This window comes from Rhodococcus yunnanensis NBRC 103083, assembly GCF_001895005.1.
GTDB classification, from domain to species: Bacteria; Actinomycetota; Actinomycetes; order Mycobacteriales; family Mycobacteriaceae; genus Rhodococcoides; species Rhodococcoides yunnanense.
On sequence record NZ_BCXH01000013.1, the window covers coordinates 132795 to 148018 of the forward strand.

The 15224-nt window shown below is 65.3% G+C and carries 11 protein-coding genes; 6 read left to right on the top strand and 5 right to left on the bottom strand.

Features of this window, described 5'->3' with window-relative positions; translation table 11 throughout:
• Nucleotides 1-50 precede the first annotated feature (50 nt).
• Nucleotides 51-1055, top strand: coding sequence for a beta-ketoacyl-ACP synthase III (locus RY1_RS19955; protein ID WP_072805773.1), 1005 nt, complete (start codon nucleotides 51-53; stop codon nucleotides 1053-1055).
• Between the two features lie 58 nt (nucleotides 1056-1113).
• Nucleotides 1114-1512, top strand: a complete 399-nt coding sequence (locus RY1_RS19960) for a TIGR03618 family F420-dependent PPOX class oxidoreductase (protein WP_072805774.1) — start codon at nucleotides 1114-1116, stop codon at nucleotides 1510-1512.
• 16 nt (nucleotides 1513-1528) lie between these two features.
• On the opposite strand, the gene RY1_RS19965 is transcribed toward RY1_RS19960, so the two are convergent.
• Entirely contained in the window at nucleotides 1529-2764 is a 1236-nt protein-coding gene (locus tag RY1_RS19965) for an MFS transporter (protein ID WP_072805775.1), read from the bottom strand.
• 82 nt (nucleotides 2765-2846) lie between these two features.
• On the opposite strand from RY1_RS19965, the gene RY1_RS19970 reads away from it, so the two are divergent.
• The 3 genes from RY1_RS19970 to RY1_RS19980 all read left to right on the top strand — a co-directional run bounded on the left by RY1_RS19970 (nucleotide 2847) and on the right by RY1_RS19980 (nucleotide 5984).
• The gene (locus RY1_RS19970) at nucleotides 2847-3749 is read left to right on the top strand and encodes a LysR family transcriptional regulator (RefSeq protein ID WP_072805776.1); all 903 of its coding nucleotides are present in this window, start codon (nucleotides 2847-2849) and stop codon (nucleotides 3747-3749) included.
• Between the two features lie 5 nt (nucleotides 3750-3754).
• Nucleotides 3755-4351: a histidine phosphatase family protein gene (locus RY1_RS19975; RefSeq protein WP_072805836.1), complete on the top strand. Its 597-nt coding sequence runs from the start codon at nucleotides 3755-3757 to the stop codon at nucleotides 4349-4351.
• Between the two features lie 154 nt (nucleotides 4352-4505).
• Complete coding sequence (locus RY1_RS19980; RefSeq protein ID WP_072805777.1) at nucleotides 4506-5984, top strand: phage infection protein; 1479 nt, start codon at nucleotides 4506-4508, stop codon at nucleotides 5982-5984.
• Here RY1_RS19980 and RY1_RS19985 read toward each other — a convergent pair.
• Entirely contained in the window at nucleotides 5922-6218 is a 297-nt protein-coding gene (locus tag RY1_RS19985; RefSeq protein ID WP_072805837.1) for a putative quinol monooxygenase, read from the bottom strand. The genes RY1_RS19980 and RY1_RS19985 overlap by 63 nt on opposite strands.
• 98 nt (nucleotides 6219-6316) lie before the next feature.
• Between RY1_RS19985 and RY1_RS19990 the strand changes: the two genes are divergently transcribed.
• Nucleotides 6317-7828, top strand: a complete 1512-nt coding sequence (locus RY1_RS19990) for an MFS transporter (RefSeq protein WP_072805778.1) — start codon at nucleotides 6317-6319, stop codon at nucleotides 7826-7828.
• On the opposite strand, the gene RY1_RS19995 is transcribed toward RY1_RS19990, so the two are convergent.
• The 3 genes from RY1_RS19995 to gltB all read right to left on the bottom strand — a co-directional run bounded on the left by RY1_RS19995 (nucleotide 7807) and on the right by gltB (nucleotide 14960).
• Nucleotides 7807-8718 carry a cutinase family protein gene (locus RY1_RS19995; protein WP_072805779.1) on the bottom strand — a complete coding sequence of 304 codons (912 nt, stop codon included), beginning with the start codon at nucleotides 8716-8718 and terminating at the stop codon, nucleotides 7807-7809. The genes RY1_RS19990 and RY1_RS19995 overlap by 22 nt on opposite strands.
• Before the next feature lie 208 nt (nucleotides 8719-8926).
• Nucleotides 8927-10378 carry a glutamate synthase subunit beta gene (locus RY1_RS20000; protein ID WP_072805780.1) on the bottom strand — a complete coding sequence of 484 codons (1452 nt, stop codon included), beginning with the start codon at nucleotides 10376-10378 and terminating at the stop codon, nucleotides 8927-8929.
• Nucleotides 10371-14960 (bottom strand): glutamate synthase large subunit, encoded by a 4590-nt coding sequence (gltB, locus tag RY1_RS20005; protein ID WP_072805781.1) that lies wholly within the window; start codon nucleotides 14958-14960, stop codon nucleotides 10371-10373. Before gltB ends, RY1_RS20000 begins: the two co-directional genes overlap by 8 nt.
• Nucleotides 14961-15224: the final 264 nt, after the last annotated feature.

Sequence of the window (15224 nt, forward strand, 5' to 3'; positions counted from 1 at the left end):
ACCCGAACCGCAGTTCGGCGATGGCACGGTAGCCACGAGAGGAAACGAAGATGGGTGCGATCAGCACAACGCAGGGACGACAGTCGAAGCTATTGGGCCTCGGCGTCCACCGGCCCGAGCGGGTGGTGACCAACGACGAGATCTGCGAGTTCATCGACTCGAGTGACGAGTGGATTCAGACGCGGTCGGGGATCAAGAACCGACGCTTCACCGAGCCGAGGCAGAACGTCGTCTACATGTCCATCGAGGCGGGCAAGAAAGCCCTCGAGGCCAGCGGCGTCGCCGCCGATCAGATCGACACCGTCATCGTCGCGACGTCGACGCACCTCGAGCAGACCCCGCAGGCCGCCGCCAAGGTTGCGCACGCTCTCGGCACCAACGGACCCGCCGCGTTCGACATCGGCGCAGGCTGCGCCGGATTCTGCTACGCACTGACCGTCGCATCCGATCTCGTCAAGGCCGGAACGGCGAAGTACGTGCTCGTCATCGGCGCCGAACAGCTCAGCGAGACCACCGACCCGTACGACCGGACGACGCGCTTCATCTTCGCGGACGGCGCAGGTGCCGTGGTGGTGGGTCAGAGCGACGAAACCGAGATCGGACCCGCGGTCTGGGGCTCCGACGGCTCGCAGGCGGACGCCATCTACCAGACCATCGACTGGTACGACTACATCAAGACCGAGGGCGCCGAGCGTCCCTGGATCAGGATGAACGGCATCTCCGTTTTCCGTTGGGCTGCCTTCGAGATGGGCAAGGCCGCGCAGAAGGTGCTCGACGTCGCCGGCATCAAGGCCGACGAGCTGCACGCCTTCGTCCCGCACCAAGCCAACAGTCGGATCACCGAACTGCTGGCCAAGAGCCTGAACCTGAACGAGGAGACTCCGGTCGCCAACGACATCGCCGAGACGGGCAACACCTCGGCCGCGTCGATCCCGCTGGCCATGGAAGAGCTCCTACGTACCGGCAAGGCCAAGCCAGGCGATACCGCATTGCTCCTCGCGTTCGGTGCCGGACTCTCCTACGCAGGTCAGGTCGTCAGGCTCCCGAAGCTGTGAGCCATGGGCCGGGACCGAAGCCGTATGCGCGTCGGTCCCGGCCCGTAGGGTTGACGGCATGCCGAAGCCACCGTTGCCCGCAGATGCCGTCGAACTGCTGAAGAAGCCGAATCCCGCCGTCATGGCCGTCGTTCGAGCCGACGGAACTCCCATCACCGCACCCACCTGGTACCTGTGGGAGGACGGCAAGATCGTCCTGAACTTCCAGGCGGACCGCAAGCGCCTCGAGCACATCAAGGCCAATCCCAAGGTCTCGATCTCCGTGCTCGACGAGTCCAGCTGGTACACCCACGTGACGGTGCACGGAACCATCACGTTGCAGGACGATCCCGAGCTCGTCGACATCGACCGCATCTCCACGCACTACACCGGTAACCCGTACCCGGCGCGCGACAAGGCCCGTGTCACCGGCCACCTCGAGGTCGACGCCTATGTCGGCTGGGGCACCCTCGGATAGGTCACGGCCGGCCGTTTCAGATCCGTACCTCCGACCGATGCGCGTGCTGCCGCGGTGTGACCAGCATGATCACCGCGGCCAGCACGGCCAGTCCCATGACGAACAAGGCCATGGCGGTCCATCCGAACTGCTGGAACATCAGACCCCCGCACCAGCCGACGATCGACGATCCGCCGTAGTAGAAGAGGTTGTACAGCGACGTCGCCTGAGCTCGCCCGACCACAGCCCGCTGGCCGGTCCACCCCGACGCGATGGCGTGGGCCGCGAAAAACCCGACGGTCAGTACGACGAGTCCGAGCAGAATCACGATCAGATTGCTGCTGATCGTCAGTGCGACCCCTGCGATCATGACGGCCGTCGCGCCTGCGAGAACCGGTCCGCGGCCGCGTCGCACCGCGAGCTGCCCTGCGACGCGAGAGGACACCGTCCCGCTGAGGTAGGCGACGAAGATGAGACTGATCAGCGATTGCGGCAGGCCGAATTGAGCCCCCTCGAGCCGGAAGCCGAGGAAGTTGTAGATGGCGACAAATCCGCCCATCAACAGAAATCCCTGCGCGTAGAGCGCAAGCATCCCTGGTTCGCGGAGGTTCGCCCACAGCCTGGTCCCCAGCGACGGCCCATCGGAGTCGGTTCGCACGAAGCGTCGAGGTTTCGGCGCGAGATACAGAAACAGCCCTGCCGCGACGGCGGCGATGATCGAGACGGTCATGGTGCCGATCCGCCAGTTGGTGTACTCACCGACCGGACCGGCGACGATGCGTCCGAGCAGGCCTCCGAGCGTGGTGCCGGAGACGTAGGTCGCGGCGGCGAGCGCGGTGTGCTTTCGGTGCACTTCCTCGCTGAGATACGCGATCGCGATAGCAGGTAATCCTCCCAGCGCTGCACCCTCGAAGAACCGAAGGGTCAGCAACATCGGGAGCGAAGCAGACAGCGGAACGATCAGGCCCAACACCGTCGCGGCAATGATCGACACGCTCATCGCCTTGACGCGTCCGATGCGGTCGGCCACGACCGACCACGCCAGCACCGACACCGCGACGCCGACGGTTGCCAACCCGACGGCCAGCGAGGATTGCGACGGCGTGATCTCCAGGCTCGACGCGATGAGCGGCAGAATGCCCTGCACCGAGTACAGCTGTGCGAACGTCGCGATTCCTGCGAACAGGAGCGCAGCGACCAGCCGCTTGTACTCGCTGGATCCGCGGGGGTGGCCCTCCCATTCCAGGGCGGCATCGGCCGTCGTCGAACTCATTCTCACGACGGTAGGACTGCGAAGTACATACGTCCAATGCATGAGCGGGTGCTGATTCATACGTCAGAGATATGATCGCGTCATGCGTGACGAGGCCGAGGACCTGCTGCCGCTCATTCCGACCCTCCTCGCGGTCGCCGATACCGAGCACATCACCGAAGCCGCCCACGTCCTCGGAATCCCGCAACCCACCGTCAGCAGGCAGATCGCCAGGGCGTCGAAGATCCTGGGCATCGAGATCGTGGAACGACGGGGGCGCGGCATCACACTCACCGCCGCGGGCCGCATCCTGATTCCGTATCTGCACCGCGTCGTCGTCGATCTCGAAGCCGGACTCGACGCGATGAGCGAGCACGACGCCAGAGCGCGCGGCCGCATCTCCGTCAGCTTCCAGAACACGCTCGGCGAGGACATCGTCCCCGCGCTGATCAAGCAGTTCCGCGGCGAACACCCCGCCGTCACCTTCGAACTCGACCAAGGAGCCCGCGCGCGGTGCCTCGACCGTCTCGACGACGGCCTCGCCGATCTCGCCTTCGTCGCCCTGAGCCCCGAACACACCGACGCCAATTCGTTCCAGCTGTACGACGAGCGTCTGGTTTTGGTGGTCCCGGCCGGCCATCGTCTCGCGACTGCCCGCTCGATCGACCTCACCGACACCGCCGACGAAAGCTACATCGCGATGGGTCATGGATTCGGAATGCGGTCGATCTGCGACGAGCTGTGGGACGACGCCGGGATCACTCCGGACATCGCGTTCGAGGGCCAGGACATCCACACGCTTCGCGGTCTCGTCGGAGCAGGTCTCGGCGTCAGCATTCTGCCCAGATTGCGCGGCCACGGACCCGAGACGGTCGAGGTCCGCATCTCCGATCCCGCTGCCCGACGACGCATCGGCATGGTGTGGTCCAAGAGACCGCCCGCGAGTTCCGTCCAGGCGTTTCGGACGATGGTGGTCCGCAGCGGCCGTGCACTCGTGGTTAGGTGACACACGTGCAGTTGATCCTGGTTCGCCACGCGCTCCCGAAACGCTCCGATGATTCCGCCGATCCGCCGCTGGCCGAACTGGGCCACGAGCAGGCCGAGCGAATTCCGGCAGCGCTGTCTCGATTCGCCGTCACCCGTGCCGTCGCGAGCACGCAATTGCGGGCCGTGCAGACCGGAACGACACTGGCGGCCGCACTGGGCCTGACCTTGCACACCGACGATCGCCTCACCGAATACGACCGTGACTTCTCCGGGTACATCCCCATCGAGGTCGCGCGCGAAGAGTTCCGTGAGACGTTCGAGCGCATCAAGGCAGGCCACCTACCCGAACAGGTGGACGAGCAGGCGTTCCGGTCGCGGGTGCTCGACGGCATCCGTGCCGCCGTCGACGGCGTCGACCACACGGACACCGTTGTCCTCTTCGCACACGGCGGCGTCATCAACATCGCGCTGCAGGACATCCTCGGCACCCCGAAGGTACTGGGATTCCCGATCGACTACTGCTCGATAACCCGAGTCCTCTACTCGCGCAACGGACATCGATCGGTCTCGTCCGTCAACGAAACCCAGCACGTGTGGGATCTGCTTCCGCGCAACCGGTAGTCCGGCGCGGGCGCTCCCAAGCCCGGCGTCCGCCCACCGTGGGAGCAGATCCTCATAGACCTCTTAGAGTGCCTGGTCAGACCTCGGATTCGGCCCTCGAGGACGGTGACGGTGGTTCGAGCGTCACCGTGAGGCAGTTAGCCTCAGGACCACTATGGGTAAATTTCGAATCCTTCGACGACCGTCCGTTGCTCTGCTCGCCATCGCGTTTCCGCTGGTCGCAGCGGGTGCGTTCACGCTCGGCGCAGGATACGACCTGAGCCCGTCCGACGCGGCCGACCCGGCTCCCGTAGCCGAGGCACCGGCGGCGAAGACCGGCGACCCGCTCGCGGCGTCCAGGCAGAGTCTGCAGGCAGCCGGATTGCCCATCAGCTTCCTCTCCGGCGGCCTGACCCAGCTGACCGACGGCGGAAACCAACTCAACGACGGCGTCCTGCAACTCGCCGACGGCATCACCCAGGCTCACGACGGCACCGTTCAGCTCGCCGACGGATTCGTGCAGTACCGGGACGGCATCGGCCAACTCGGCGACGGCGCATCCCAGATCAGCGGCGGGGTGGATCAGGTCGTCGACCAGCTGACCGGGTTCGGTGAGCAGCAAGGCGCTTTCACCGCGCAGCTCGAGCAGGCAGCGAGTCAGGTTGGCGCTTTCCCGACGCCCGGATCGCAGGAGGCCGCAGCCCAGATCCGAGGCGTCGTCGACACACTGAACACGCAGGGAATCGGGCCGCAGACGCTGGGGATGCTCGCCGAACTCAAGGGCGGTGCCCGTCAACTGTCCGGCGAGCTCAACGACCCGGCAAGCCAATTCCTCACGGCCACAGCTCAACTCGGTGATGCGACGGTGCAGCTCCGAGACGGACTCGGCCAGCTCGACGACGGTGGCGCACAACTTCGAGCCGGAACCGAGCAGCTGGTCACAGCCGTCGGACCGGTACCAGGAATCGTCGACGGCATCGCGACCAACGTGCAGGAAGCAACGGCAGGGCTACCGTCGGCGAAGTCGCTCGCAGCGCAGGACAGCGCCAGCGAGATCGCGCCGGCAGCGAGTTCGAACACGCCGGTCGCGCCGTACCTGATCGCCGCTCTCGTCGCGGTGGGAGCCATCGGAGCGGTCAGCCTCGTACGCGTGCTGAGCCGGGACTCGCGGCTGCGTTGGATCGCGGCTACCGTCGCAATTCTGGCCGTCGGAGTCTGCGCTGCACTGGCTTTCGCATTCACGGCTCCCGAAGCCGCCATCGGCGCGCTGATCGGTGCCGGGCTCTTCCTGGTCGTCTCCGCCGCGGCCTACCTCGCCGCGGCAGGCGCGATCCAACGCCTACTCGGCCCTACCGTCGGGCAAGCCGTCAACGTCGGATTGCTCCTGGTCCAGGTCGTCGTCTGCGGGGCCACGTACGCGAGCAGTGCCGCGATATGGAATCAGCTCTCGGCCTTCATGCCGATGAGCTACACCGCCGTCGGCGCCCGTGAGATCGGCTACGGCGCCATGACGTCGACCGGGTGGTTGGCCGTGGCGCTGACCGCCGCTCTCCTACTCGTGTCCGGCCTCGTCCACAGGTTCGCAGCGGCGTCAGCGAACGACGCGAAGCGGGTGGATGGACGGCGGAGCAGCGAGATGGGCACCGAATTCTGACAACGCCTTCTGCAGGTGCGGTGACTTCATGTGCGCGTCCAGATCGTCCTCGGAGCGCCACACCTCGATCGTGACGAAAGTGCCCGGTTCCGAGCCGGACTCGAACAGCTCGTACGAGACGTTGCCGCTCTCGTGGAGCGACTCCGCAGCGAGAGCGGCCAGTCCGGCGCGCACTGCCTCCACCGAGTCGGGCTTCGCGGTGATCGTTGCGACGACCTTCAGATCACTGAGCACGTGTTGACCCCTTCCCAGTGGTTGCCGTGCGGCAACCGAGATCTCCGACGGTACCGTCATGAGCGCATCCTCATCGGTCAGTCGAGCAAAGGGGAACCGTGCACGAGAAAGCGACGCGGAAGGATTGGCTGGGACTGAGTGTCCTGGTGATTCCGATTCTGCTGGTGTCCATGGACATATCCGTGCTGTACCTGGCGCTGCCCGCCGTGGCCGCAGATCTGGATCCCAGTAGCAATCAGACCCTGTGGATCCTCGATCTCTACGGATTTCTGCTGGCGGGGCTGCTGATCACGATGGGTTCGGTCGGTGACCGAATAGGCCGACGGCGGTTGTTGATGATCGGCGCGGTCGTCTTCGGCGCCGCCTCGCTCATCGCCGCCTTCTCCACGACACCCGAGATGCTGTTGGTCGCCCGCGCGCTCCTCGGCGTCGGCGGGGCCACCATCGCCCCGAGCACACTCTCGCTCATTCGCAACATGTTCCACGATCCGGGCCAGCGCAAGGAAGCAATCGGGTTGTGGACCGCCGGGTTCGCCGGCGGCGGCGCCATCGGTCCGGTGATCGGGGGGTTTCTGCTCGAACACTTCTGGTGGGGCTCGGTGTTCCTCGTCAACATCCCCGTCATGGTGTTGCTGCTCATCAGCGCGCCACTGCTGGTCCCCGAGTTCAAGGACCCTGATCCCGGACGCTTCGACCCGATCAGTGTCGTGTTGTCGATCGCCGCAATGCTCGCAATCGTCTACGCCATCAAGCACGGAGCGCAAGACGGTCTGGACGCGGCGACCATCACCACCGCGGCAGGTGGGCTGATTCTCGGGTACTTCTTCACGATGCGTCAACGACGCGGACGAGACCCGCTCATCGACATCAGCCTGTTCACCGAACGCGCCTTCACCGCAGCCGTGCTGGTGCAGTTCCTCGTCATCTTCGCGCTCACCGGCTTCAGCCTGTTCGCCTCGCAGTATCTGCAGCTCATCGTCGGCCTCGGACCGCTCGCGGCCGGGCTCTGGCTCCTGATCCCGGCTGCTGCCGCCGCGCTCGGCGCAGTGCTCTCACCGACGCTGAGCAAATTCGTCCCGACGGGTGCGATCATCGCCGGCGGATTGGTACTCATCGCAGCCGGCGCCGCCGTGATGGCGTTCATCGAGCCGAACTCGGGACTCCCGTTGCTGCTCGTCGGAATGTCGTCGTTGACCCTCGGAGTGGGCGCCGCATCGACGCTCAACTCCGACATCGTCCTCACCGCGGCAGCACCCGAGAAGGCCGGGGCCGCATCGGCGCTGTCCGAGACCGGTGCCGAACTCGGGGGCGCCGTCGGTATCGCCATCCTCGGCACCATCGGAACCACCGTCTACCGACACAGCGTCGCCGATGCCCTCCCGCCCGATACGCCACCCGAGATCGCCGCTCCCGCCACCGAAACCGTCGGCGGCGGCATGGCCGTCGCGGACCTACTGCCCGCACCTCTCGACGCAGCGCTCCGCGAGCTCGCCGCGTCGTCGTTCGTCGACGGTTTCACCCTCGCCGCCACCTGGAGCGCTGCCGGAATGGGCATCTCGGCCGTGGTGATCTACGTGCTGCTGCGCCGTCAGACCGTGCTGACGAGGTAGTTCGCCAACCAGCTCGTCGCGCTCGTTCCATTGGAGTCGACGGCGTAACTGCCGTATTCCTGATGGATGCCGGACCGGTAGAAGGCCTCGATCTCACGTCGACGCTGCTCGTTGGCCTGATCGGTCAGCTGGCCCTGAAGGACCGGCAGTCCACCGGCGGATGCGATGTCACCGAGTAGGCCCTGTGCGTCCTGCTGCGCCTGCGCGACGACATCCGGATTCGGGTCGGAGGAGACCGCAAGGAAGCCCGCCAACCGCGCGACGTAATCGTCCTTGGGCGTCGAGCAGTACAGATCGCCGACGGCACAGAACGTGCGCACCACGGGGCTGACGTATCCGAAACCGCCGATGCGGGGACCACCGACACCGGTGCCGACCACGTCCGGTCCGATCAACGCATCGACGTCGGACCGCTTGGGATCGGAGATCAGCCCGACCGCGACGAGCCGATCCGCCGGTACGACGCCCAGTCCCGTCCCTATCGACGCCGCAAGGTCACCTGCCGCGTCTGCGCCCTGGCTGTAGCCGATGACTGCGAGTTTCGTTGCGCCGCAACGATCCGCCATTGCCTCGAGCATCCCACCGGCATTGGCCGTCGCAACGGCACGCGATTCGCCGTACACGCCGCCTTCCCACGGGAACGCCGTGGCCGGATACGAGACGTAGTCGGTTCTGATGTCCGAGCTCGCAATTCGATCCGTGACGGCAGTCAACATGCCCGGCTTCGGAGCTGCCCCCGAACTGGTCTCCCACGTGCCGGGGATCGCCGCGACGTACAGAGCCGGGCAGTCGGCAGGATCGGCGGCCGCGGCCCCGGTGGACAGTCCTGACATTCCTGCGACGACGGCAGCAACTGCTCCCACCGTGGCAACGAGCTTCTTCACACGCATCTGGCGGCCTCACTGTGTAACGACGACTTAGTTCTGCCGCCGACACTGCCAGCTGTCGATGTCCAATCGATGCCCACTCGGTTAACGGAGGTTACCGATTGCAACCGACCCCCGATCACAGCGCACAACCGACCCCCGCTTGAATGAACCATTCATACGATCAGATAGCTACGAAGGTTCATTCAAGCGGGGGTCGGGAGCGAAGAAATTACCGCTGCGGCGCCTGCGTGGGCACGATCGGTGCGGGCAGCGCAGTTGCACCCTGGAGGAAGCTGTCGACGGCTGCAGCACAGCTACGACCCTCGGCGATGGCCCACACGATGAGCGACTGACCACGGCCCATGTCTCCGGCGACGAAGACGCCGGGAACGTTGGTGACCCATTCGTTCGTACGCTTGACGTTGCCGCGCTCGTTCAGGTCGACACCGAGATCGGTGAGCAGACCTGGCTTCTCGGGTCCGACGAAGCCCATGGCGAGGAGCACGAGGTCTGCTTCGAGGGTGAACTCGCTGCCCTCGACCTTCTCGAACTTGCCTGCCTTGAACTCGACCTCGTGCGCTTCGAGTCCGGTGACCTTGCCGTCGGTGCCGACGAAACGCTCGGTGTTGACCGAGAACACGCGCTCGCCGCCCTCTTCGTGCGCAGACGCGACGCGGTACATCAGCGGGTACAGCGGCCACGGCGTCGAGGTGGCGCGCTCTTCCGGCGGGCGAGCCATGATCTCGAACTGGTGGACGCTTTCCGCGCCCTGACGGTGCGAGGTGCCGAGACAGTCGGCCCCGGTGTCGCCGCCGCCGATGATGACGACCTTCTTGCCCTTGGCGCTGACGGGAGGCTCGGCGAAGTCGCCCTGCTGCACGCGGTTGGCGTGGGGCAGGAACTCCATGGCCTGGTAGATGCCCTCGTTCTCGCGTCCTTCGATGGGCAGGTCGCGCCACGCGGTGGCACCACCGGAGAGAACGACCGCGTCGAACTGCGCGCGCAACTCGTCCGCCGAGATGTCGACTCCGACGTTGACGCCGGTACGGAACACCGTGCCCTCGGCCTCCATCTGAGCCAGACGACGGTCGATGTGGCGCTTCTCCATCTTGAACTCGGGGATGCCGTAACGCAGCAGGCCGCCGATGCGGTCCGCCCGCTCGAACACCGTGACGGTGTGGCCTGCACGCGTGAGCTGCTGTGCGGCAGCAAGACCCGCAGGACCCGAGCCGACGACAGCGACTGTCCTACCGGTCAGGTGCGTCGGGTAGACCGGGGTGACCCAGCCTTCTTCGAAGGCCTTGTCGATGATCTCGACCTCGACCTGCTTGATCGTCACCGGATCCTGATTGATCCCGAGCACACACGACGCCTCACACGGCGCCGGGCACAGCCGCCCGGTGAACTCCGGGAAGTTGTTGGTGGCGTGCAGACGGTCGATGCTCTCGCGCCAACGATCCTTGTAGACCAGGTCGTTCCATTCGGGAATCAGGTTCCCGAGCGGGCAGCCGTTGTGGCAGAACGGAATTCCGCAGTCCATGCACCGGCTGGCCTGAGTCTGCAGAGTGTCCTTCGAGAAGTCCTCGTAGACCTCTTTCCAGTCCATCAACCGCAGGTCGACGGGCCGCCGCTTGGGCAGTTCGCGAACGGTGTTCTTCAGAAATCCCTGTGGGTCACCCACGAGCTGCCTCCATGATCGCTTCGTCCACGTCCGCGCCGTTCTTCTCGGCTTCGGAGATGGCCAGCAGTACCTTCTTGTAATCGCGCGGCATGACCTTCACGAAATGGTTCACCTGCTGTGACCAATCGCTGAGAATGCGTTCTGCGACTTCGGATCCCGTCTCGTCGTGGTGACGCGTGACGATCTCCTTGAGCCAGGTGAATTCGTCGCCCTCGATGTTCTCGATGTCGACCAGCTCGGTGTTGAGGTTCGCCTCGAACGTCCCCCGCGGATCGAAGACGAACGCGACGCCGCCGGACATACCGGCACCGAAGTTACGTCCGGTCTCACCGAGGATGACGACCTTGCCGCCCGTCATGTACTCGCACCCGTGATCTCCGACGCCTTCGACGACGGCCACCGCACCCGAGTTGCGCACCGCGAACCGCTCGCCGACGACGCCGCGGATGAGTGCCTCACCCTGCGTCGCACCGAACAGGAAGACGTTGCCACCGATGATGTTGTCCTCGGCCACGAATCCCGCAGGAGCATTCAGCGACGGCCGCACGATGATGCGGCCACCCGAGAGGCCCTTGCCGACGAAGTCGTTGGCATCACCGTTGAGACGCAACGTCATACCCGAAGGCACGAAAGCACCGAAGCTGTTACCCGCCGAACCGGTGAACGTGATGTCGATCGTGTCGTCGGGCAAGCCGACTCCGCCGTACGCCTTGGTCAGCTCGTGCCCGAGCATCGTGCCGACCGTGCGATTGACATTGGTGATCCGCGACTCGAACACGACCTTCTCGCCCTTGTCCAGGGCATTCCGGCTCTGCACGATGAGCTGCTGATCGAGCGCCTTGTCCAGCCCGTGATCCTGAACGCCCGTGTTGTAGAGGTTCTGGTTCATGAACGCCGACTCGACCTCGTCGAGGATCGGCGACAGATCGAGCTTCGACGCCTTCCACGCTTGCTTGGCTGCGGTGGTGTCGAGAAGTGCAACCTGGCCGATCGCTTCGTTGAGCGTGCGGAAGCCGAGCGAGGCCATGAGCTCGCGAACCTCTTCGGCGATGAACATGAAGAAGTTCTCCACGAACTCGGGCTTGCCCGCGAAACGCTTGCGCAGCAACGGGTTCTGCGTGGCGACACCCACCGGACACGTATCGAGGTGGCAGACGCGCATCATGATGCAGCCCGAGACGACCAGGGGTGCAGTCGCGAAACCGAACTCCTCACCGCCGAGCAATGCGGCAACCATGACGTCGCGGCCGGTCTTGAGCTGGCCGTCGACCTGCACGACGATGCGATCGCGAAGTCCGTTGAGCAACAACGTCTGCTGCGTCTCGGCGAGTCCGAGTTCCCACGGCCCACCTGCGTGCTTGACCGACGTCAGCGGCGTCGCGCCGGTTCCGCCGTCGTGGCCCGAGATGAGCACGACGTCGGCGTGTGCCTTCGACACACCTGCCGCGACGGTGCCGACTCCGACCTCGGACACCAGCTTCACGTGGATGCGGGCCTGGGGGTTGGCGTTCTTCAGGTCGTGGATCAGCTGTGCGAGATCCTCGATCGAGTAGATGTCGTGGTGCGGCGGCGGCGAGATGAGGCCGACACCCGGTGTCGAGTGACGGACCTCGGCGACCCACGGGTACACCTTGTGCGCCGGAAGCTGGCCGCCCTCACCGGGCTTGGCACCCTGGGCCATCTTGATCTGGATGTCGGTGCAGTTGGTCAGGTAGTGCGAGGTGACACCGAAGCGTCCCGACGCGACCTGCTTGATCGCACTGCGTCGCCAATCGCCGTTCTCGTCCGGCTCGAACCGCGAGACGTCCTCGCCGCCCTCACCGGAGTTGGACCGTCCACCGAGGCGGTTCATCGCGATGGCGAGGGTCTCGTGTGCCTCGGCCGAAATGGATCCGTAGCTCATCGCACCCGTCGAGAAGCGCTTGACGATTTCCGAGGCCGGCTCGACCTCGTCGATCGAGATCGCTTGCCGCTCTTCGGTCTTGAAACGGAACAGGCCGCGAAGCGAGGCGAGGCGCTCGGACTGGTCGTCGACCAGCTTGGTGTATTCCTTGAAGACGTCGTACTGACCGGTACGCGTGGAGTGCTGCAGCTTGAACACGGTGTCGGGGTTGAAGAGGTGGTACTCACCCTCACGCCGCCACTGGTATTCGCCGCCGGTCTCGAGCTCGCGGTGCGCGCGCTCCTGCCGGTTGTCGAGGTACGCGATGCCGTGGCGAGTCTGCACATCGGCCGCGACCTGGTCCAGATCGATGCCGCCGAGGTGGCTGTTCAGCCCGGTGAAGTACTCGTCGACGAGTCCCTGCGAGAGGCCGATGACCTGGAACAACTGGGCACCGGTGTACGACGCGATGGTCGAGATGCCCATCTTGGACATCACCTTGAGCACACCCTTGCCTGCGGCCTTGATGTAGTTGGCGACGGCCTTGTCGAACTCGATGCCCGTCAGGGCGCCGCGCTCGATCATGTCCTCGATGGACTCGAACGCCATGTACGGATTGACTGCTGCCGCACCGAATCCGACGAGAAGCGCCATGTGGTGCACCTCGCGGGCGTCACCGGACTCGACGATCAAGCCGACCTTGGTACGTGTCTTCTCGCGGACGAGATGCTGGTGCACCGCCGAGGTGAGAAGCAGCGACGGAATGGGCGCGAGCTTCTCGCTCGACTCACGGTCGGACAGCACGACGATGCGCGCGCCACCGGAGATGGCCGCAGATACCTGAGCGCGAATGGCCTCCAACGACTTTCGCAGACCTTCGCCGCCCTCGGCCACCGGGTACAGACCCCGCACGACGACCGATCGCAGTTCGTCCTGGTTGCCGTCGTCGTTGATGTGGACCAGCTTGGCCAGGTCGTCGTTGTGCAGGATGGGCTGCGGGAGCACGATCTGCTTGCACGCGTCGGGACCCGGGTTGAGCAGGTCGCCCTCGGGTCCGATGGTTCCACCGATGCTCGTGACGATCTCTTCACGGATCGCGTCGAGCGGCGGGTTGGTGACCTGCGCGAACAGCTGCGAGAAGTAATCGAACAGCATCCGCGGACGAGCCGACAGCACGGCGATCGGGGTGTCGGTGCCCATGGAACCGATGGCCTCGGCGCCGCTCTTCGCCATCGGCGAGACCAGCACGTTCAGTTCCTCGGTGGTGTAGCCGAAGATCTGCTGACGGATGAGAACGCGATCGTGCGGCATGTGCACGTGCGGGCGCGCAGGCAAGTCGTCGATCTCGGTCAGGCCTTCGTCGAGCCACTGCTGGTACGGGTGCTCGGCGGCGAGTTCGTCCTTGATCTCGTCGTCGGAGACGATACGTCCCTGCGCGGTGTCCACCAGGAACATACGGCCGGGCTGCAGGCGTACCTTGCGGACGACCTTGGCCGGGTCGATGTCGAGAACGCCGACCTCGGACGCCATGACGACGAGACCGTCGTCGGTGACCCACAAGCGGCTCGGACGCAGGCCGTTTCGGTCGAGAACAGCACCGATGACCGTGCCGTCGGTGAAGCACACGGACGCGGGTCCGTCCCAGGGCTCCATGAGCGAGGAGTGGTAACGGTAGAAGGCACGACGGGCCGGATCCATCGACTCGTGACGTTCCCACGCCTCGGGAATCATCATCAGCACGGCGTGCGGCAGGCTGCGTCCACCCAGGTGCAGCAGCTCGAGTACCTCGTCGAAACGTGCTGTGTCGCTGGCGCCGTGTGTAACGACGGGGAAGATCTTCTTCAGTGCCTCGTCGCCGCCGAAGACATCGGAGGTGATGAGTGCCTCACGGGCCCGCATCCAGTTCTCGTTGCCGGTTGCGGTGTTGATCTCACCGTTGTGCGCCACGCGGCGGAACGGGTGCGCGAGCGGCCACGAGGGGAAGGTGTTGGTCGAGAAGCGGGAGTGGACGAGACCCAGAGCGCTTTCGACGCGCTCGTCCTGCAGGTCGACGTAGAAGCCCTTGAGCTGAGGCGTCGTCAGCATGCCCTTGTAGACGAAGGTCGACGGCGACAGCGACGGGAAGTAGACGGTTTCGCGGCCCGGGCCGTCTTTGCCCGCGCCTTCCTCGCCCAGCTCGTGCTCGACGCGCTTACGGATGACGTAGGCACGGCGCTCGAGATCCAGATCGGTAACGGAGCGGTCGGGGGCGGCGAAGAACAATTGACGGAACGTCGGCATCGCGTCGCGCGCAAGCGCCCCGAGGGAGGAGTCGTCGGTGGGAACCTCACGCCACCCGAGGACGGTCATGCCCTCGTCCTCGACGATTTTCGCAACGCCCTCGCATGCGCGAGCAGCGTCGTTCTTTCCCTGCGGCAGGAATGCAATTCCGGTGGCGTACGCGCCCGCGGCGGGCAGCTCGAAATCCACGACGGCACGGAAGAACGCGTCCGGGACCTGGATGAGAATGCCCGCACCGTCACCGGTGTTGGGCTCGGAGCCGGCGGCGCCCCGATGTTCGAGATTGACCAGCGCGGTGATGGCCTTCTCGACGATGTCCCGACTACGACGTCCATGCATGTCCACGACGAAGGCGACTCCACAGGAATCGTGTTCGTTGCGGGGGTCGTAGAGGCCTTGCGGGCCCGGAGTGTGCTTCATACCTAGCCTTCGGATAAGTCCAGCCTTCGAAATCACCGCGGCGGCGGTGTGGGGTCTTTCCTGTCGTCGGATCGGCACGGCACAGATCGCCGGCCGTCGCGGACGGCTGTTCGGTGCCGTTCGCCGTTGAAGCAGCACCCCCGGACGGACCGACTTCGACTAACCTCGAGCAGGTGAACTCTCGGTAGTACGCAAGTGCCGTACGGGCGGATCGGACAATGGTTACGCCGGTCCAACCACAAACGATAAGTCAGTACCTAGCCC

Bases quoted from the DNA above. Each gene is read 5' to 3' on its own strand.
- RY1_RS19955 (WP_072805773.1), top strand. From the start codon at position 51: ATGGGTGCGATCAGCACAACGCAGGGACGACAGTCGAAGCTATTGGGC.
- RY1_RS19960 (WP_072805774.1), top strand. From the start codon at position 1,114: ATGCCGAAGCCACCGTTGCCCGCAGATGCCGTCGAACTGCTGAAGAAG.
- RY1_RS19965 (WP_072805775.1), bottom strand. From the start codon at position 2,764: ATGAGTTCGACGACGGCCGATGCCGCCCTGGAATGGGAGGGCCACCCC.
- RY1_RS19970 (WP_072805776.1), top strand. From the start codon at position 2,847: ATGCGTGACGAGGCCGAGGACCTGCTGCCGCTCATTCCGACCCTCCTC.
- RY1_RS19980 (WP_072805777.1), top strand. From the start codon at position 4,506: ATGGGTAAATTTCGAATCCTTCGACGACCGTCCGTTGCTCTGCTCGCC.
- RY1_RS19995 (WP_072805779.1), bottom strand. From the start codon at position 8,718: ATGCGTGTGAAGAAGCTCGTTGCCACGGTGGGAGCAGTTGCTGCCGTC.
- gltB (WP_072805781.1), bottom strand. From the start codon at position 14,960: ATGAAGCACACTCCGGGCCCGCAAGGCCTCTACGACCCCCGCAACGAA.